We start from the raw sequence: 19,203 nt of genomic DNA, 5'->3' as shown, positions 1-19,203 counted from the left end.
GTTGTGATTTTTTGATTGTCAATTGCACTGACTTCGATCACTTATAAATCATGACATTGTGGCAACCAGATCCGACAAGCCTTCGCCGTCCAGCCTATCTATCGCTGGCAGAACAGATTGCACGTGCTATCGCTGATGGCAAACTGGAAGGTGGCGCCCGTCTGCCAACGCATCGACGAATGGCCGATGATTTGCGACTTTCGGTACAGACTGTCAGTCGCGCCTATGAAGAATTGATTCGCCGCAATTTGATTTCGGGTGAAACCGGGCGTGGTACATTCGTCTGTCAAAACAGCCGTGAGCCGGATCCTCCCTATCTGCCGGAACGACTTGGCGAGGTTATCGATCTGTCCATCTTGAAGCCCATATGCGAGCCAATGCATTTGGAGCGCATGAAAAAAGCCCTGGCGTGGCTGTCGGAAACCCTGCCTCCAAGTTCGGCTTTGTCATTCCGGCCAAATGTTGTTTTCCCACGCCACCGTACCATCGCAGTGGAATGGCTGCGCGCGTGCGGGCTGGAGGTGGCGCCTGGGAATATCAGTGTAACAAACGGTGCGACTGCTGCCATGACGGTCGCCTTGATGAGCGCAGCGCCACCCGGTTCGAAGGTCGCGACGGAAGGGATAGGGCATCACACATTGACGCCGCTAGCCTCCTATCTTGGCCTTACGCTTGAAGGCCTTGCCATCGATGATCAGGGCATTATTCCGGAATCGCTCGACGAATGCTGCAGGGTCACCGGTATCCAAGCAGTTTTCGTTCAGCCCTCGGTTATCAATCCGACCGGGACACTGATGGGCCTGGAGCGGCGAAATGCTCTGGTGGCTATTGCCCGCAAGCATGACATCGCGATCATCGAGAGTGATGTGCTGGGCCCGCTTGTCGAGCATCGTCCGCCTCCCATCGCATCAATTGCGCCAGAGCGAACGCTCTATTTCACCAGTTTCACCAAGATCGTCATACCTGGTCTGCGGATCGGCTATTTGGTGGCACCTGATCGCTATGTCGCTGCTGTTGCCAATAGGCATCTTGTTTCAAACTGGATGGCCACACCGATCGTTGCAGAAATTGCGAGCCGATGGGTATCGGACGGCACGGCCATGGAATTGGTCAACTGGCAGCGTGAGGCGCTGCGGGCCAGACATTCCGTTGCTGCCGAAGTCTTAAGCGGCATTCCTTTCTTGTCACATCCGCAAAGCCTGCACATCTGGTTACCTCTAACTGGGGAGCGGACTGAAGAAGCTTTTGTGGCGCATGCAAGGCTGCAAGGAGTTGCCATCGCCCCCGGCGCGTCCTTCCGCATCTCAAATTATCCGTGGCATCCGGCGGTACGGATCTCGCTCGGCTCAACAACTGAGCAGGAGCTGCGGTCCGGACTTGGTGTTGTTGCCAATCTTCTTCGTGGAGACCTTGAACATCTGCTCCTTGCTATTTGACCAAACTGCCTGATTTTTCATCACGATCAGTTAAATTGTCATGATTTAATTTTAACAATTGACATGATTTCATAAGTCTCCCATCGTTAGCGCATGAGGTTGTCTCAACCAGAAGGGAGACACGCATGCCACCATCCGCAGCCGCACCAATCATCGAGATTGACGGCATCAGTAAAAGTTTTGGTGCGTTCAAAGTTTTGAACGACCTGTCATTCAGTGTAGCACCGGGCGAAAAGCTCGCTCTCATTGGACCATCGGGCTCGGGAAAGACTACGATCCTGCGCATCCTCATGACGCTTGAGGGAATAGATTCCGGAACGATCCGCGTTGCCGGCGACAATCTTTATCAGATGGAGCGTAACGGAAAGCTGCAACCAGCGGATGACGCGCATCTTCACAAAATGCGCGAAAAGATTGGCATGGTCTTTCAGTTGTTCAATCTGTTCCCGCACAAATGCGTGCTCGATAATGTGACGTTAGCGCCCATGCTGACAAAGGGCGTCGCGAAAAAAGATGCCGAGCAGCACGCAATGGAATTGCTGGACATGGTTGGGCTTGCGGATAAGGCGAAATCCATGCCGTCGCAGCTCTCCGGTGGCCAAAAACAGCGCGTCGCAATTGCCCGTGCTTTGGCCCTCCAACCGAAGATCATGTTGTTTGACGAAGTTACATCTGCCCTCGATCCAGAACTCGTGGAGGAAGTGCTGAACGTGCTTTGGCGTCTGTGCCGCGAAACAGACATGACAATGCTTCTCGTTACCCACGAGATGGGTTTTGCCCATGATTTTGCTGATCGCGTTCTGTTCTTTGATCGCGGTCGAATTGTCGAGGATGGCAAGCCGGACGAAATTTTCAGACATCCGAAGCAGGAAAGAACACAGGCCTTCCTGAAAAAGATCATCGCCGCAGGTCACCGCATCTAACAGGCCCTCGGCGATCCTACAAAAAAGAAAACCAAGGAGTTGGGAACATGATGAAACTACAAACGATCAGTGCATTGTTGGGAGCCGCAGCATTGTCTGCTCTGGTTTCTTCAATGCCGGCAAAGGCTGACGAAGCGCTCGACAAGTTGAAAGCGCAAGGCTTTGCCCGCATTGCAATTGCAAATGAACCGCCATTCACGGCCGTTAAGGCCGATGGCAGCGTATCGGGTGCCGGTCCGGATGTTGCTCGTGCGGTGTTCAAAAAGCTCGGCGTCAACGATGTCGTTGCTTCAATTTCCGAGTATGGCGCCATGATCCCCGGTCTTCAGGCTGGCCGTCATGATGTTGTTACTGCTGGTCTTTTCATGAAGCCAGAACGCTGCAATGCAGTGTCCTATTCGGAACCGATCCTTTGTGACGCCGAGGCATTCCTCGTTAAAAAAGGCAATCCAAAAGGCTTCAAGAGCTATGCGGATATTGCCAAGGATGAGAAAGCTACAATCGGCGCGCCGGGCGGCGGTACGGAAGAGCGCCTGGCTCTTGAAGCAGGCGTACCACGTGAGCGCGTTATTGTTGTGCCGGACGGCCAGAGCGGTTTGAAAATGCTGCAGGACGGTCGCATCGATACATATTCCCTGCCCGTTCTTTCAATCAATGATCTGGTCAAAAAGGCAAATGATCCGAACATCGAAGTCATTGCGCCGGTACAGGGTGCTCCTGTTTATTGCGATGGCGCAGCTTTCCGCAAGGGCGACACTGCTCTGCGTGATGAGTTTGACAAGGTTCTTGCCGAGATGAAGACATCTGGCGAATTTGCCAAAATCATAGAGCCATATGGTTTCTCGGCAGCGGCAGCCATCTCGACCAATCGCGAAAAGCTTTGCGCCGCCAAATAAGGCCGCAAGTAATGCCGCTTCGCTTAAAGGTGAAGCGGCTCTTTCCTTTACTCTTACAAAGGTGGCGAAGCGATGGGCCAATGGGCCGGCTATCTGCAACTTATCCTCGACGGCGCAATCGTCACCATTCAGCTGACGCTGATGGGCTCAGTGCTGGCATTGGTAATGGCATTTCTCGCCGGGCTTGGGAGATTATCTCGCATCGCTCCCGTTCGCTGGCTTGCGACGGCCTATATTGAATTTTTTCGTGGCACGTCGATTTTCGTACAATTATTCTGGGCCTATTTTGTGCTGCCGCTCTTTGGCTTTTCGCTCACGCCGTTGCAGGCGGGCGTGCTTGCGCTGGGCCTGAATGTAGGTGCTTACGGCGCAGAAGTAGTTCGCGGAGCAGTCAAGTCCATTGGTAAAGAGCAATACGAGGCTTGTATCGCGCTCAATCTGACACGCTGGCAGGGCCTGCGCAAAATCATCCTGCCGCAGGCATTCGTCCTGATGCTTCCGACATTTGGTAATAATGCCATTGAGCTTTTAAAAGCTTCAGCTGTCGTATCGCTCATATCGCTTTCGGATATGACATTTCAGGCCCAAGTCGTACGTGCGCAAACCGGCAATACACTCGTCCCGTTTCTTACGATCCTTGTGCTGTACTTTCTTATCGCCAGCATCATCTCCCTCGCAATCCGTGGTCTCGAGCGTTACCTGACGCGCGGCCTAGACGGCATCAGGTCATAGGAGGCGAAAATGGAATGGGATTGGGCTTTCGTCGTTCAAATTCTTCCAACGCTGATCGAAGGCGTGAAAATTACCATTATTGCCACCCTGCTCGGGTCGGTCCTGGCCGCGATTGTTGGGCTTGTTATTGCCATTATACGCCGTTCCAGCAACCGGCTGATATCAATGCCAATGGGTTTTATTGCCGAGTTCATTCGCGGCACGCCATTGCTGGTGCAGCTCTACTTCATTTTCTACGTGTTGCCGGACCTCGGGGTTACGCTTTCGCCGCTCGTCGCAGGTGTCATCGGGCTCGGGCTGCATTACGGTACATACACGGCTGAAGTGTACCGCGCTGGCATTGATAATGTGGCGCGCGGCCAATGGGAGGCGGCAAAGGCATGCAATCTTAGCCCTTTCCAGACATGGACCCAGATTATCATGCCGCAGGCATTGCCGCCGATGATCCCGGCTTTGGCTAACTATTTCATCGCCATGTTCAAGGAAACCCCGCTGCTTTCAGCGATCACGGTACTTGAGTTGATGAACCAGGCTCGCAGCATCGCCAACTACAATTACAGATATATTGAACCAATCACGATGGTTGGTGCGTTCTTCCTCGTCATTAGTGTCGTTTCTGTAATCGGGCTGCGTTGGCTGGAACGCCGATATGGCAAGATCGATTGAGGAGTACAAAGATGGACTCGTTCCCGACTATTCGCCAGACGGACTTGCATCTTGATTTTGATGATCGGCCTTTATCAAAGCGCGTCGGCCTCCTCATTCTTGCCACCGATCACACGACCGAGCCGGACTTTCAGCGTATGGTGGCCAGCAGCAATATTGGCCTTTACACGTCACGCATTCCCTATGCCAATCCAACCACACCTGGAAATCTGCGGCGTATGCTTCGTCCGATGAGCGAAGGCGCATGGATGATCCTGCCCGACGAAGAGCTTGATGCAATCTGTTATTCCTGCACATCAGCCTCTGTGGTCATTGGCGATGATGAAATTGAACATGCCATTCGGCAGGCCAAACCGAACGTGCCTGTGGTTACGCCCACATTGGCCGCCGTTAAGGCGTTGGAGGCGTTCGATGCGAAAAGGATCAGCATTCTTACGCCTTACACGCTTGAGACCAGCACTCCAATGGCGAGCTATTTCAGCGACAAGGGCTTTGAGATTGCGAATTTCAGCTGCTTTGGACTGGATGATGACCGGGAGATGGCAAGGATCAGCACAAAGTCATTGATCTTGGCTGCACGCGAAACAATCTCCAGCGATGCGGATGCCCTGTTCATATCTTGTACTGCCGTTCGCGCAGCGGTTGTGGCGGCAGAAATCGAACAAGCGATTGGCAAGCCAGTTGTGACCAGTAATCTTGCAACCGCATGGGCAACTCTGCGTATATGCGGTGATCACTCGTTTAAGCCTGAACGCGGCAGCCTGATGGCTCAGCCCATGGCAAGCTGGTGAAAATGGCTTCAAACCTCGTCAGCATAAACGATATTGAACGGGCGCATGATGCCATTGCGGCTAAAGTCGTGCGAACACCTACAGTTCAATCCGCATATCTTACTCAACAGCTGGGCGTCCCCGTCTGGCTGAAACTTGAACATCGGCAAACAACCGGTAGCTTCAAATTACGCGGCGCGACCAATGCATTGAGCCAGCTTTCCGAGGCTGAAAAGCGGCGCGGCGTTGTTGCTGCGTCAACAGGAAATCATGGCCGTGCACTTGCCTATGCTGCGCGACTGGAAGGCATGCGAGCTGTTATCTGCATGTCCCGTCTCGTTCCCCAGAACAAGGTTGATGAAATTCGCCGCCTTGGTGCCGAGATACATATTGTCGGCAAATCGCAGGATGACGCTCAAGAGGAAGTCGAGCGTTTGGTTCTTCAAGACGGTTTGGTGATGGTGCCGCCTTTCGACAATGCACATGTCATTGCAGGACAAGGCACGCTCGGACTGGAGATGGCCGAAGACGTTCCAAATATTCACACGGTCTTTGTTCCTCTGTCAGGTGGCGGGCTGGCTTCCGGCGTTGCCTGTGCGATCAAGTCGAAGCAGCCGAATGCAAAAGTCATTGGTGTTTCCATGCAGAATGGCGCCGCTATGCACGCAAGTTTGAAAGCAGGCAGACCCGTGCTCGTTGAGGAAAGCGCTAGTCTGGCGGATTCGCTCGGTGGTGGTATCGGCCTCGATAATCGTTTCACCTTCGCAATGGCTCGTGACCTTCTTGACGATGTAATTTTACTGACCGAGCCGGAAATCGCAGCGGGCATGCGTCATGCCTATCAACATGAGCGCGAGGTGATAGAGGGTGCCGCTGCTGTCGGTATTGGCGCGTTGCTTTCAGGCAAAGTGCGCGCGGACGGGCCAATCATTGTCATTTTATCCGGGCGCAACGTCGATATGAATCAGCACAAGAGTGTCATCTGCGCTGATCAGTCCAGTGGAAGAGCAGAACAATGCCCCGCATGATCATTCTGACAGAAGCAGAACTACGCAAAATCATCTGGTTGAATCTTGACGCTGTCGCCTGCGTTGAAAATGCTTTTGAGGCACTCGCAACCAAAGCAGTGGCCATGCCGCCTATTTTGCGCCTCGATATTCCCGAACATCGGGGCGAAGTTGATGTCAAAACCGCCTATGTGCCGGGCATTGATAGTTTTGCAATAAAGATCAGCCCCGGTTTCTTTGACAATCCAAAACTTGGTTTGCCGAGCGTCAATGGAATGATGGTTTTGCTGAGCAGTAAAACCGGGCTCGTAGAAGCATTGCTTCTCGATAATGGCTATTTGACCGATATTCGTACCGCCGCTGCCGGTGCAGTGGCAGCCAAGCATTTGTCGCGCCCCGATTCTACCGTCGCGACGATTTTCGGTGCGGGTGTGCAGGCACTGTTACAGTTAAAGGCGCTCACTCTCGTTCGGCCTATCGAGAAGGCATGTTTCTGGGCAAGAGATTACGCCAAGGCCGAACAGATTGCCGATAGCGCAAGCAAAGAATTTGGTTTTCCGGTTAAAGCGATTGCCGATCCGGAACATGCGACGGCTCTTGCAGACATTATTGTCACGACTACCCCCTCCTCCGATCCCCTTCTGCAAGCTGCCTGGCTACGTGCCGGGCAACACGTCACCGCCATGGGGTCAGACGCCGAACATAAGAACGAGCTGGCTCCCGACATCATAACTAAGGCTGATCTCTACATTGCTGACAGTCTCAAGCAGACCCGCATTTTGGGCGAACTGCATCACGCAATCAAAGCCGGCTTAGTAGGTCCAGACGCTGCATATGGTGAGCTCGGGGCAGTCATTGCCGGTTCCGCAAAAGGCCGCGCCTCATCGTCCCAAATCACATTGGCTGACCTGACGGGCACGGGCGTGCAGGACACAGCCATCGCCACGCTGGCACGGGAACGCGCAGCCCACGCAAATGCTGGAACCAGTTTCGAAAGTTTATAAGGGGCTTTTGCCCAAGCATGAGGAAATAGAAATGACCGGACCTAACCTGAAGTTTACGAGGCAGGAGTTTGCCGATCGATTGAAGAAGACACGCGCTGCAATGCAGGCACGCGGAATCGATCTTTTGATCTGCAGCGATCCATCCAATATGGCGTGGCTCACCGGATATGATGGCTGGTCGTTTTACGTTCATCAGGCTGTCCTTGTGCCGCCTGAAGGAGAGCCTGTCTGGTATGGTCGCGGGCAGGATGCGAATGGCGCCAAACGCACAGCCTATCTGAACCATGACAACATCATTGGTTATGCGGACCACTACGTTCAGTCAACAGAACGCCATCCCATGGACTTCCTGTCGCAAATTATTGAGGAGCGCGGTTGGGACAAGCTCACTATCGGCGTCGAGATGGACAATTACTGGTTTTCCGCCGCGGCCTATGGCTCGTTGCAAAAACATCTGCCCAATGCCCGTTTCGTCGACGGAACCGCATTGGTGAACTGGCAGCGCGCAGTCAAAAGTCCCACCGAAATTGATTATATGCGCAAGGCTGGGCGTATTGTCGAACTGATGCATCAACGTATCGTCGATAAGATCGAGCCCGGAATGCGTAAATGCGATCTGGTGGCAGAGATTTACGATGCTGGAATTCGCGGAACGCCAGAGTTTGGCGGCGACTATCCCGCCATCGTGCCTTTGCTTCCTTCCGGTGCGGATGCTTCCGCACCCCACCTCACCTGGGATGACAAGCCAATGAAGCTTGGCGAAGGGACATTCTTTGAGATTGCAGGTTGCTACAACCGTTATCACGTACCGCTTTCCCGCACAGTGTTTCTCGGCAAGCCGACACAGGAGTTTCTGGATGCGGAAAAAGCCACGCTTGAAGGGATGGAGGCAGGTCTTGCGGCAGCAAAACCCGGTAATACATGCGAAGACATTGCCAACGGCTTCTTTGGTGTCTTGAAGAAATACGGCATCGTGAAAGACAATCGTACCGGCTATCCAATCGGGATTTCCTATCCACCGGATTGGGGCGAACGCACCATGAGCCTGCGTCCCGGCGATAAGACGGTGCTTGAACCGGGTATGACATTTCACTTCATGACCGGACTTTGGCTGGAGACGATGGGGCTTGAGATCACCGAGAGCATTTTGATCACCGATACCGGCGTTGAATGTCTCGCCAACTTCCCGCGCAAGCTTATCGTCAAAAACTGAGGCTACGATGCAGTTACAGACACTTCGGCCCTCACCTGTCACGCCCACCATTGATCTCGACAAGCAGGGTGTACAGCATGGTTTCTTGAGATTGCCTTATAGCCGCGACGACTCTGCGTGGGGATCTGTCATGATCCCTATAGCAGTTCTGCGTAATGGAGATGGACCGACGGCACTTCTAACGGGCGGCAATCACGGCGACGAGTATGAAGGTCCGATAGCCCTGTTCGATCTTGCCCGGACACTCGACATCAATACCATCAATGGCACCGTCATCATTGTGCCCGCGATGAACTATCCGGCATTTCAGGCTGGCACGCGGACATCGCCCATCGATAAAGGCAATATGAACCGAAGCTATCCCGGGAAGCCGGATGGCACGGTAACGCAGAAGATCGCCGACTACTTCACTCGGGAATTGCTCCCGCGTGCGGACGTGGTCCTGGATTTCCATTCAGGCGGCAAGACGCTTGATTTCGTGCCTTTCGCTGCGGCTCATATTCTGCCTGACAAGGTCCAGGAGGCCAAAGGCTTTGATGCGGTCAAGGCATTTTCCGCCCCATGGTCCATGCGGATGTTGGAGATCGATGCCGTCGGAATGTATGACACGACCGTGGAAGAAATGGGCAAGGTGTTTGTCACCACTGAACTTGGTGGTGGCGGTACGGCTCGCGCCGAAACGGTGGCGATAGCAAAGCGCGGCGCAGCAAATGTTCTTCGGCATGCGGGCATTTTGCACGGCGCAATTGAACATCGTGAGACCCGTTGGCTCGACATGCCATCTGGAAACTGCTTCTCATTTGCCGAGGATGCAGGCCTCATTGAAACCATGGTCGATCTTGGCGAAGCAGTTCAGGAAGGGCAATTGATTGCTCAAATCTATCCGATTGGCCGCACTGGTGCTGCTCCTGCGGAAATAAGAGCTAGAATAACCGGCGTTCTTGCGGCTCGACACTTCCCAGGCTTGGTCAAACCGGGTGATTGTGTAGCTGTCGTTGGAACTGTTGACTAAGCAGCGGTTTTGGCTCGATCAAGTTTCGTTATCCAAAAGCACGGGCTCAGCGTAAACTTCGTCTTGATGATTCTCTTGCCGATTATGGATTGAGGAATCCAGGCCTGCGAACCATCGTGGTGAAACCGGTTATTGGAGAACTTGATATGGGCGGAGAAGGTCTTCTCGTATTTCTACTGGTTGGACTGATTGCTGGCTGGCTGGCCAGCATGCTGGTTCGCGGCGGTGGCTTTGGCCTCGTCGGCGACCTTGTCGTCGGCGTGATCGGCGCTTTTATTGCAGGGTTCTTGTTTCCAAGGCTCGGCATCTCGTTGGGTGCGGGCATAATCGGACAGATTATCGCTGCAGCAATTGGCGCGATTATCCTGCTTGTAATCATCCGCGCCGTTAAACGCGCCTGATTACTGTACCGTAAAAAAGGCCTCCGGATCGATCTGGTCCGGAGGCCTTTTTGTTTATTGGTTTACTCTGCCGTAGTGGCCCGCCGCAGTGGGCTCAGGGTCGGCGGCCTCTGACTTCAAATCCTTTCTGGAAATGAAGGTGTAGAACATCGGCACCACAAACAGTGTGAAGATCGTCCCGACCAAAATACCGGAGAAGATTACCAGACCGATGGAGTAACGAGCGGCTGCACCTGCGCCTGTTGCCGTGATCAATGGGATAACGCCCAAGGCCATAGCTGCAGTTGTCATCAGGATCGGGCGAAGACGTGTCTTTGCCGCCAGAATAATCGCGTCATGTCGCGAAATTCCATGAAGCTCACGTTGCTGATTGGCGAACTCCACCATCAAAATACCATGCTTGGTAATCAGCCCGACGAGCGTGATCAGTCCAACCTGCGTATAGATGTTCAGCGTGCCCAGCCCGAGATTCAGCGGTACGATAGCACCAAAGATCGACAGGGGAACCGACATCATGATGATGAACGGATCACGGAAGCTTTCGAACTGCGCCGCAAGCACGAGATAGATAACCACCACAGCCAAAGCAAATGCGATCAGGATTGTGCTTCCCTGTTCGATTTCAAGACGAGACTGGCCTGAATAATCCATGAAGAACCCATCCGGCATCAATGGACGTGCAGTGTCGATAACCGTTTGCAGGCCCTGACCGGTCGTCACGCCAGGCAGTGGCAATGCCGAGATGGTCGCGGAATTGAGTTGGTTGAACTGCTCGATAGCCGCTGGGGATGCATTCTCGCTGATTTTCACAACCGCAGACAGAGGAACCATTGTTCCCGATGCACTCCTGACGAAGTACTGTCCCAGTTTATCCGGATTGGACCGGAAATCCTGCGGGACCTGCGGATAGATATCATAGCTGTTGGAGTCGCGATCAAACTTCGACACTTTCGGCTCACCAACGAGCAAACCGAGCGTCTGACCTATCTCGCTGACGGGAACGCCCAAGGCCGAAGCCCTGTCACGGTCGATCGTGATCGTGACTTGAGGTGCGTTGAATGACAGCGAGTTCTGGACGATAATGAACTGACCAGACGCCTGCGCCTTGTTCTTGATCTCTTCGGCAACTTCAAAGACCTTGTCAGCCGGTCCCGTTGACTGAATGACCACCGAGATAGGCAAGCCACCGCCTGTACCCGGAAGCGTTGGTGGTGAGAAGATGAATGCCTCCGCGCCGGCTATAGGCGAAATACGGCCTTGCAACTCTTCCTGCAATTGCTTCTGCGACTTGTCACGATCAGACCAGTCCTTGAACACCCAGATCGCAAATGCCGAATTTGTCGTTCCCAATCCAAGAATATTGAAGCGGGCTTTTAGCTCCGGCAAATCTTTGGTCAGATTGTCGATCTGATCGGCATAAAGCTTCGTATAAGCAGAGGTAGCATATTGCGGAGCGTTGACGATTGAGAACAGAGCGCCGGAATCTTCTTCCGGAGCCAGTTCAGAAGACGTCTTGGTGAAGAGGAAGCCGGTCAAGGCAACAAGTGCGATAACAATAAACAATGTTACCGGGCGGAAGCCCAGCGACCCGGCAACGCGCCGTTCATATGCACCTTCAAGCCAGCCAAAAGCACTATCGACGATCCGCTGGAACCGGCTATGGTTGCCGCCGCGAAGCAGGAGAGCGCACATCATTGGAGATACGGTCAGAGCGGCCACACCGGAGATGATAACCGAGCCTGCGAGCGTAAACGCAAATTCGCGGAACAATGAACCCGTAAGACCACCCGTAAAGCCTAGCGGTGCGAACACAGCGGCAAGCGTTACAGTCATAGCGATGATAGGGCCGGTAATTTCCTTCATACCGCGCAATGCGGCATCGACTGGTTTCAGCCCCTCTTCGATATGGCGATGAATATTCTCCAAAACGACAATCGCGTCATCCACCACCAGCCCGATCGCAAGAACCATCGCCAGAAGCGATAGAAGATTGATCGAATAGCCAAGCAGGAAAAGGAAGAAGCACACACCGACAAGCGAGATCGGGATAGTTACGACCGGAATAATAACCGACCGGAACGAGCCGAGGAACAGCAAGATAACCGCGACAACGATCAGCACCGCTTCAACAACAGTCTTCAACACTTCTTCGATGGACGAGCTGATTTGCTCAGTAGCATCATAAAGCATGGTGATTGTCATGCCTTCTGGAAGCGACTGTTGAATCGACGGAAGTTCTTCTCGAACAGCGGCGGTCATATCAATCGGATTGGCCGCCGGTGTCGGGAAAATGCCCAGGAATGTACCGCTGGAACCATTGAAGGTCACGACTGTGTCTTTGCTTACCGCACCCAATTCCACGCGCGCAACGTCACGCAGACGCACGATATTGTCGCCTTCGGATTTGATCGGCATCGCGCCGAATGCTTCAGGCGTCTGCAATGTTGTCTTCAGGGTAATTGGTGAAGCGACATAAAGGTTCTTCACCTTGCCCGGAGCTGACAGGAAGTTCGACTGATTGATCGCAGTCAGAACTTCCGTTGCGGTTGTACCGCGTGCTGCAAGCTTGATCGGATCGATCCAGACGCGCATCGAGAATACCTGACCACCAAGAATCTGGGCGTCAGCAACACCTTGAATCGTCGACATGCGCGGTTGAATAACGCGTTCGAGATATTCAGTGATCTGCTCACTGGTCATATTGGGGTTCTGCACGGCGAGATACATCGTCGCGAAGTCCTGACCTGTTCCCTTTGTGATGATCGGATCATCGGATTCCGTTGGCAGATCGCCGCGAACCTGATTGACCTTGGAGATAACTTCGGTCAACGCAGCATCGGGGTCAGCGCCAAGCTTCATCTGTACAGTAACTTTACTGGACGATGGCGACGAGGACGAGGTCACATAGTCGATGTTTTCAGTCGTCGTTACCGCTTTTGCGATAGGCGACGAAATAAAGCCCTGCATCAGATCCGCGCTCGCGCCCGGATAGGCTGTTGAAATGGTGATAACCGTTTCCTCGACCTTCGGATATTCGCGAACGGACAAGTTCACGAGACCCTGGGCGCCAAGCAGAATGATCATCAATGCTACAACCGTCGAGAGGACTGGACGGCGAATGAATATCTCGGAAAAATTCATTTCTTTGGCAGTCCTGCGTCGGTTGTATTGGCTGGGTTAACGGAGTTGTCGATCTTCACCGCAGCGCCGGGGCTCAAGCGGTTTTGACCTGCGGTTACAACTATATCGCCCTTTTTCAGGCCCTTGGTGACTTCAACCACCAATCCAGAGCGACGGCCGGGCGTAACGAAGACCTGAGCTACGACGAGCTTTTCTTCTTTCTTCTCGCCCTCAGCCGGCTTTGCTGCGTCTGCAGGTTTTGCTTCGTCAGACTTTGCAGCGTCTGCAGGAGCCGTGCCTTCAGCTGGCTTTTCTGGAGCAGGACGAACAACAAACACATAGTCGCCATACAAGCTGGAAACGAGCGCTGTCTGAGGCAAGGTCACAACGTTCTCTTCCTTGGGAAGCGTTACGCGAACCTGAGCAAACTGGCCGGGACGAAGCTTGCCGGACGAGTTTTCAACCTTGGCACGTACAGATACAAGCCGGGTCGATGGGTCGATACGTGGTTCAATAGCGGTAATAACGCCATCGAAGCTTTCGTCATTGTCTGTCAGATTGAGCTTGATCGGTTGATCAATGTTGATCGAGGCAAGCGACTGTTCCGGCACAGTAAAATCAACACGCATTGTGTTAAGGTCCTGCAACGAAACAACGACCGTGCCTGGCGACAAATACTGACCAAGTTCGATGCGAGGGATACCAACCGTACCCTTGAATGGAGCTTTGATGAGCTTTTGATCAAGTACGGCCTGCAACTTGGCGATTTCTGCCTTCTTGGCCAAGGAGGCCGACTGGGCTTCATCTACGCTCGAAACCGCACCGACGCCGCGTGTATTAAGCGTACGTGCGCGCTCCAGCGTCTGGTCAGCCAGAACATCCTGTGCCTTCGCAGCAACGATATCCGCCTTTTCGATGGCATCATCGAGTTGCAACAGAGCTTCACCCTTCTCGATCATCTGGTTGGCTTTGAAAGGAATATCCTTGACGATACCAGCCACCTCTACGGCCAACTCGACGCCCTGAATGGCGCTAACTGTACCAATTGCTTCGATATTGGGCGTCCACACGCCAGGCTCAACGGTATAAGTTGATACGGGAGCGGCTGGCTGCTGCATGGTTGCGAAGAAATCTTTGATAGCCTTGTCCCGGAACAGATTGAATCCAACCAATCCAACACCGAGCAATACGACCAGGATCAGAACGATCACGGGGACTATGTAGCGCTTAATCATGGGGGAAACCGCTCCGAAACAAAACAATGGCCAGCAAAATTTCTGCCAGCCTGTCATATGACATTAACGTGGTGTGGACTTGATTGCCACATGTAATGTACTGTACCGTCTGGACGGTATTGTCAATATCAGTTGGCAGGTTGACTACAACGAAAGTTTTAGAATGAAGGCGGACACGCTCTCCACGAAAGATAAAATTCTCCAGGCAGCAGCCGAAATAACTATGGAGATCGGGCCGGTTAATCTTTCGCTTGATGCGGTTGCACGCAGAGCGGGACTTTCAAAAGGAGGGCTTCTTTACACTTTCCCGACCAAGGCAAAACTGCTGGAAGCCCTTGTTGAACAACATATGGCTGAGTTTGACGAATCATTAAAGAAAGAAGAGGCAGCCAGAAATCACGGCAGGAATAGCGTCATTCTCGCTTGTATTGCGGTTTTCAGGGCGCAATTTATCTGCAATGAAAAAGAGCCATCGGGCATTCTGGCAGCGATTGCCAATGACCCGACATTTCTTGATCCGATCCGTCGTTATAATAAGCAGCTATTTCAACGTATTCGTGAAAATTCAGACGATCCGACGCTTGCACTGATGGCATTTCTGACCATTGAAGGCATGCGCAGCCTCAAACTCTTTGAGATGGAGGGTTTAAGCCATGATGAGCAGATCGCAACAATCGATCGTTTAAAACTGCTCTTTCAATCAGCAGATTAATCAAACAACAGGAATGTCGCCAGTCGCCCAGGCAGCCTGTGTTTCACCGACAAAATCATCAAATCGTGTTGCTTCAATTGCACTACGCACGCCCTGCATGAGTTGCTGGTAATAGGCAAGATTATTCCATGTCAGCAACATTCCACCGAGCGCTTCACCTGATTTGACGAGATGGTGAAGGTAGGCGCGGCTATAATCCCGTGCTGCCGGGCACGTCGACTCTTCGTCAAGCGGACGGGGGTCATCCGCGTGGCGCGCATTGCGCAGATTGACTTTACCTCGCCGGGTAAAGGCCAGCCCGTGCCGCCCTGCCCGTGTTGGCATGACGCAATCAAACATATCGATACCGCGTGCAACAGACTTTAAAATATCGTCAGGTGTGCCAACACCCATCAGGTAGCGGGGCTTTTCTGATGGCAGCTCGGGGCAAGTCACGTCCAGCATATCGAGCATGACTTCCTGCGGTTCGCCAACCGCAAGCCCGCCTACGGCATAGCCCTTCAAGTCCATAGATTTGAGAGCTTGCGCCGAGCGAATACGCAGATCCGGTACGTCACCACCTTGCACAATGCCAAACATTGCCTTTCCCGGCTGAATACCAAACGCAATTTTGCATCGTTCTGCCCAACGCAACGAAAGCTCCATGGCGCGTTGAATATCTTTTGGCGTGGAAGGCAGCGCAACGCACTCATCCAACTGCATCTGAATATCTGAATCCAGCAATCCCTGAATTTCAATCGAGCGCTCAGGTGTCATTTCATAGGCGCGACCATCTATATGTGACCGGAAGGTAACGCCCTTCTCGTCAAGCTTGCGCAGTTGCGCCAGCGACATAACCTGAAAACCGCCGGAATCAGTGAGAATGGGACCGGGCCAACGAGCGAAATCATGAAGCCCGCCGAGTTTGGCGACACGTTCCGCGCCCGGACGCAGCATCAAATGATAGGTATTGCCCAGAATAATATCGGCGCCGAGATCCCGCACCTGATCCATATACATGGCTTTGACAGTTCCCGCCGTACCAACAGGCATGAAGGCAGGTGTACGAACGGTACCGCGCGGCATGGTGATTTCACCACGCCGGGCTTTGCCGTCAGTTGCTATCAATTTGAATTCAAAGTTTTCGCTTGTCATGATGCCGATCGCCATAACAGGCTTGCGTCACCATAGGAATAGAAGCGATAGCGGTTTTTGATCGCATAGTCATAAGCGGCATGCATGCGTTCAAACCCGCTGAATGCCGAAACAAGCATGAACAGGGTCGAGCGCGGCAGGTGAAAATTGGTCATCAGCATGTCCACTGCACGAAACTGATAGCCGGGGGTAATGAATATGTCGGTCGGCCCGGACCAAGCCTTTATGGTTCCGTCAACATCCGTCGCACTTTCAAGCAAGCGTAATGATGTCGTGCCAACAGCAACAATACGCCCGCCCCGCGCTCTTACGGCATTCAATGCCTCTGCAGTTGCCGCATCGACCGTGCCAATCTCTGCATGCATCTTATGATCGGCCGTGTCATCGGCTTTAACCGGCAGAAAAGTCCCCGCGCCAACATGCAAAGTGACAAAATGTTCTTCAATCCCGCGCGTTTTCAGTTCCGCCAGCAACTCCGGGGTAAAATGCAGTCCGGCAGTCGGGGCAGCAACAGCGCCTTCTTCACGGGCATAAACAGTCTGGTAGTCTGCCTGGTCCCGCTCATCTTCCGCGCGTTTGGAGGCAATATAAGGCGGCAAGGGAATGTGCCCCACCGCGGCAATGGCTTGATCAAGATCGGGGCCACTGAAATCAAACACGAGCAATGCTTCGCCAGCATCACCTTTTTCGGCGACAGTCGCTTGTAACGAACCGAGCAGGCAGGCATTATTGCCATGTCCGAAATCGATACGCTCGCCTTGCTTGATGCGCTTTGCCGGGCGCAAAAAGGCCTTCCAGCGATCAGGCCCGACCCGCATATGCAGCGTTGCACTTATTTGCGCTTTCACGCCGTCGCGTTCACGAAACCCTTCAAGTTGAGCGGGTATCACTTTGGTATCATTGAATACCAGAGCATCGCCTTCCCGAAGAAAATCCCCAAGGTTGCGCACGCTGCTGTCCTGAAATTCGGAACCATCATTCTTCACAAGCAAAAGCCGCGCTGAATCGCGCGGCTCTGCTGGTCTCAATGCAATGTTGTCTTCCGGCAGGTCGAAATCGAAAAGATCAACACGCATGATAGATAGACAATGCCTTATTCAGCGTCGGCTGCGACGCGCATGGAAACGATTGAGTCAGGATCCTGCACTGGCTCGCCGCGCTTGATCTTGTCTACATTGTCCATGCCTTCAATGACCTGACCCCAAACCGTATACTGACGATTGAGGAAAGCAGCATCATCAAAGCAGATGAAGAATTGCGAATTGGCTGAATTCGGGTTCTGGGAACGAGCCATCGAGCAAGCGCCACGACCATGATTGGCGTTGGAGAATTCGGCCTTCAAGTCTGGCTTATCCGAACCGCCCATACCGGCACGCGATGGATTGAACGAGCTGCCGCCCTGCTTGCCGAACTTGACATCGCCGGTTTGCGCCATGAAACCGTCAATCACGCGGTGGAATACAACGCCATCATAAGCGCCTTCACGTGCCAATTCCTTGATGCGCTCGACATGTCCAGGAGCAAGATCTGGATACAGTTCGATAACAACATTACCCTTTGTTGTTTCCAGCAGGATGGTATTTTCTGGGTCTTTATAAGCCATTTCAGGCAATCTCCTTGTTAGTAATTATTGGCCAACTGTGACCTTGAGCATCTTGTCGGGGTTATCGACAGAACCATTATCCGCCTCAGAACCCTTCTTGATTTTGTCCACCGCTTCCATGCCGCTCGTCACCTTGCCGACGACCGTGTACTGGCCGTTGAGCGATGGATATTCGGTGAACATGATGAAAAACTGCGAGTTTGCGGAGTTTGGATTTTGCGAGCGGGCCATACCCACCACGCCCCGAACAAACGGCTCCTTGGAGAATTCCGCTGGAATATCCGGGCGGGTTGAACCGCCAGTACCGGCAGCTGCCTGGTTGTATCCCTTTTCGGTATTGCCATACTGAACATCACCGGTCTGGGCCATGAAACCTGGAATCACACGGTGGAACACGACATTATTATAAGCACCTTCTTTGGCGAGCGCCTTGATCTGCTCAACATGTTTTGGCGCAAGATTGGGAAGAAGCTCCACTTTGACGTCACCATCCTTGAGTTTGATCGTCATTGTGTTGGCATCGTCAGCCCAACTCGAGTTTGCAGTAGCAAAAGATAGAGACGTAACGGCAGCAACAAGCAATGCGGTGCGGAATACGGACATGAAAGACTCCAGATCAGGATTTGAATTTAGTCTTGAGCGCATCAGCGACAAGCGCGGGAACAAAGTGCCGGACGTCGCCGCCCATGGACGCAATCTGGCGGACCAATGTGGCAGTAATTGTGCGGACCGATGGATCAGCGGGTAGAAACACAGTTTGCAGTTCCGGTGCCATCTTGCCATTCATGCCAGCCATCTGCATTTCGTAGTCGAGATCAGTGCCGTCACGCAGGCCCCGCACCATCAGCGAAGCCTTGTGTTTGCGGGCAGCATCAATAAGCAGTCCATCGAATGCTACGACCTTGATCCTGGCACCATCCTTGCCCAGTACATCGAGAGCAACCTGTTTAATCAAGTCCATTCGCTCTTCAAACGAAAATAATGGTGCCTTGCCCGGATGAATACCTATGGCAACGAACACTTCGTCGGCAAGTCTCAGCGATCCTTGCAAGACATCCATATGGCCATTGGTGATGGGATCGAATGATCCGGCATAGATTGCTATCGTCATGAGCGCTTACTAGCGGTTTTGCCAAGGGGTTTCAATGGCCCGAGCCAATTGCCCTGAACAGGAAATGAACAAGCAGATCAGTAAGCATTCATCCCCTTTCAACTATGCGTGAACCCAAATGGTGAAACCATTTCATAGTTACTGCGTTGTTAACCATGAAATGAACCGTAATGATCCCGAAGGGAAAGACCAATGTTTATTCTTCTGAGTATTGCCATGATGATTGCA

General features: G+C 52.9%; 19 protein-coding genes. 12 read left to right on the top strand and 7 right to left on the bottom strand.

What is annotated here, in order from left to right:
- Nucleotides 1-50: 50 nt before the first annotated feature.
- The 11 genes from ACTJI9_RS15075 to ACTJI9_RS15025 all read left to right on the top strand — a co-directional run bounded on the left by ACTJI9_RS15075 (nt 51) and on the right by ACTJI9_RS15025 (nt 10,060).
- Nucleotides 51-1,436 carry a MocR-like ectoine utilization transcription factor EhuR gene (locus ACTJI9_RS15075; protein ID WP_115053130.1) on the top strand — a complete coding sequence of 462 codons (1,386 nt, stop codon included), beginning with the start codon at nt 51-53 and terminating at the stop codon, nt 1,434-1,436.
- Nucleotides 1,437-1,561: 125 nt separating this feature from the next.
- Nucleotides 1,562-2,359, top strand: coding sequence for an ectoine/hydroxyectoine ABC transporter ATP-binding protein EhuA (ehuA, locus tag ACTJI9_RS15070; RefSeq protein ID WP_115053131.1), 798 nt, complete (start codon nt 1,562-1,564; stop codon nt 2,357-2,359).
- Between the two features lie 47 nt (nt 2,360-2,406).
- Nucleotides 2,407-3,255 (top strand): ectoine/hydroxyectoine ABC transporter substrate-binding protein EhuB, encoded by an 849-nt coding sequence (gene ehuB, locus ACTJI9_RS15065; protein WP_370878820.1) that lies wholly within the window; start codon nt 2,407-2,409, stop codon nt 3,253-3,255.
- Between the two features lie 72 nt (nt 3,256-3,327).
- Complete coding sequence (ehuC, locus tag ACTJI9_RS15060; protein WP_115053132.1) at nt 3,328-3,987, top strand: ectoine/hydroxyectoine ABC transporter permease subunit EhuC; 660 nt, start codon at nt 3,328-3,330, stop codon at nt 3,985-3,987.
- 9 nt (nt 3,988-3,996) lie between these two features.
- Nucleotides 3,997-4,653 carry an ectoine/hydroxyectoine ABC transporter permease subunit EhuD gene (ehuD, locus tag ACTJI9_RS15055; protein WP_115053133.1) on the top strand — a complete coding sequence of 219 codons (657 nt, stop codon included), beginning with the start codon at nt 3,997-3,999 and terminating at the stop codon, nt 4,651-4,653.
- A gap of 11 nt (nt 4,654-4,664) precedes the next feature.
- A complete protein-coding gene (gene eutA / locus ACTJI9_RS15050) occupies nt 4,665-5,444 on the top strand; it encodes an ectoine utilization protein EutA (RefSeq protein ID WP_440809011.1) in 780 nt (259 codons plus the stop codon).
- 2 nt (nt 5,445-5,446) lie between these two features.
- On the top strand, nt 5,447-6,451 hold the full coding sequence (eutB, locus tag ACTJI9_RS15045; protein ID WP_440809008.1) for a hydroxyectoine utilization dehydratase EutB: 1,005 nt from the start codon (nt 5,447-5,449) through the stop codon (nt 6,449-6,451).
- Nucleotides 6,439-7,434, top strand: a complete 996-nt coding sequence (gene eutC, locus ACTJI9_RS15040; protein WP_440809005.1) for an ectoine utilization protein EutC — start codon at nt 6,439-6,441, stop codon at nt 7,432-7,434. The genes eutB and eutC overlap by 13 nt, the downstream gene beginning before the upstream one ends.
- A gap of 31 nt (nt 7,435-7,465) precedes the next feature.
- Nucleotides 7,466-8,647 carry an ectoine hydrolase DoeA gene (gene doeA / locus ACTJI9_RS15035; RefSeq protein WP_307284850.1) on the top strand — a complete coding sequence of 394 codons (1,182 nt, stop codon included), beginning with the start codon at nt 7,466-7,468 and terminating at the stop codon, nt 8,645-8,647.
- A 7-nt stretch (nt 8,648-8,654) separates the two neighbouring features.
- Nucleotides 8,655-9,659 (top strand): N(2)-acetyl-L-2,4-diaminobutanoate deacetylase DoeB, encoded by a 1,005-nt coding sequence (gene doeB, locus ACTJI9_RS15030; protein ID WP_115053137.1) that lies wholly within the window; start codon nt 8,655-8,657, stop codon nt 9,657-9,659.
- A gap of 146 nt (nt 9,660-9,805) precedes the next feature.
- Nucleotides 9,806-10,060: a GlsB/YeaQ/YmgE family stress response membrane protein gene (locus ACTJI9_RS15025; RefSeq protein ID WP_008123031.1), complete on the top strand. Its 255-nt coding sequence runs from the start codon at nt 9,806-9,808 to the stop codon at nt 10,058-10,060.
- 54 nt (nt 10,061-10,114) lie between these two features.
- Here ACTJI9_RS15025 and ACTJI9_RS15020 read toward each other — a convergent pair whose 3' ends face one another.
- Together ACTJI9_RS15020 and ACTJI9_RS15015 are read right to left on the bottom strand one after the other, a co-directional pair.
- Nucleotides 10,115-13,201 (bottom strand): efflux RND transporter permease subunit, encoded by a 3,087-nt coding sequence (locus tag ACTJI9_RS15020; protein ID WP_440809000.1) that lies wholly within the window; start codon nt 13,199-13,201, stop codon nt 10,115-10,117.
- Complete coding sequence (locus tag ACTJI9_RS15015; RefSeq protein ID WP_336440162.1) at nt 13,198-14,415, bottom strand: efflux RND transporter periplasmic adaptor subunit; 1,218 nt, start codon at nt 14,413-14,415, stop codon at nt 13,198-13,200. The genes ACTJI9_RS15020 and ACTJI9_RS15015 overlap by 4 nt, the downstream gene beginning before the upstream one ends.
- 73 nt (nt 14,416-14,488) lie before the next feature.
- Between ACTJI9_RS15015 and ACTJI9_RS15010 the strand changes: the two genes are divergently transcribed.
- The gene (locus tag ACTJI9_RS15010; RefSeq protein ID WP_307284839.1) at nt 14,489-15,127 is read left to right on the top strand and encodes a TetR/AcrR family transcriptional regulator; all 639 of its coding nucleotides are present in this window, start codon (nt 14,489-14,491) and stop codon (nt 15,125-15,127) included.
- Here ACTJI9_RS15010 and tgt read toward each other — a convergent pair whose 3' ends face one another.
- From tgt to coaD, 5 genes are read right to left on the bottom strand one after another with little or no spacing between them, the layout of a single operon-like run.
- Nucleotides 15,128-16,261: a tRNA guanosine(34) transglycosylase Tgt gene (tgt, locus tag ACTJI9_RS15005; protein WP_440808997.1), complete on the bottom strand. Its 1,134-nt coding sequence runs from the start codon at nt 16,259-16,261 to the stop codon at nt 15,128-15,130.
- A complete protein-coding gene (gene queA / locus ACTJI9_RS15000; protein ID WP_440808995.1) occupies nt 16,258-17,337 on the bottom strand; it encodes a tRNA preQ1(34) S-adenosylmethionine ribosyltransferase-isomerase QueA in 1,080 nt (359 codons plus the stop codon). The genes tgt and queA overlap by 4 nt, the downstream gene beginning before the upstream one ends.
- 17 nt (nt 17,338-17,354) lie before the next feature.
- Nucleotides 17,355-17,864, bottom strand: a complete 510-nt coding sequence (locus tag ACTJI9_RS14995) for a peptidylprolyl isomerase (protein ID WP_115053142.1) — start codon at nt 17,862-17,864, stop codon at nt 17,355-17,357.
- Nucleotides 17,865-17,888: 24 nt separating this feature from the next.
- Nucleotides 17,889-18,467, bottom strand: a complete 579-nt coding sequence (locus ACTJI9_RS14990; RefSeq protein WP_115053143.1) for a peptidylprolyl isomerase — start codon at nt 18,465-18,467, stop codon at nt 17,889-17,891.
- 13 nt (nt 18,468-18,480) lie between these two features.
- A complete protein-coding gene (gene coaD / locus ACTJI9_RS14985; protein ID WP_115053144.1) occupies nt 18,481-18,975 on the bottom strand; it encodes a pantetheine-phosphate adenylyltransferase in 495 nt (164 codons plus the stop codon).
- Between the last annotated feature and the right edge of the window lie 228 nt (nt 18,976-19,203).

It is taken from the genome of Phyllobacterium sp. 22552 (assembly GCF_052044585.1).
GTDB classification, from domain to species: domain Bacteria; phylum Pseudomonadota; class Alphaproteobacteria; order Rhizobiales; family Rhizobiaceae; genus Phyllobacterium; species Phyllobacterium ifriqiyense.
This window is presented reverse-complemented; position numbering and strand designations above follow the sequence as displayed.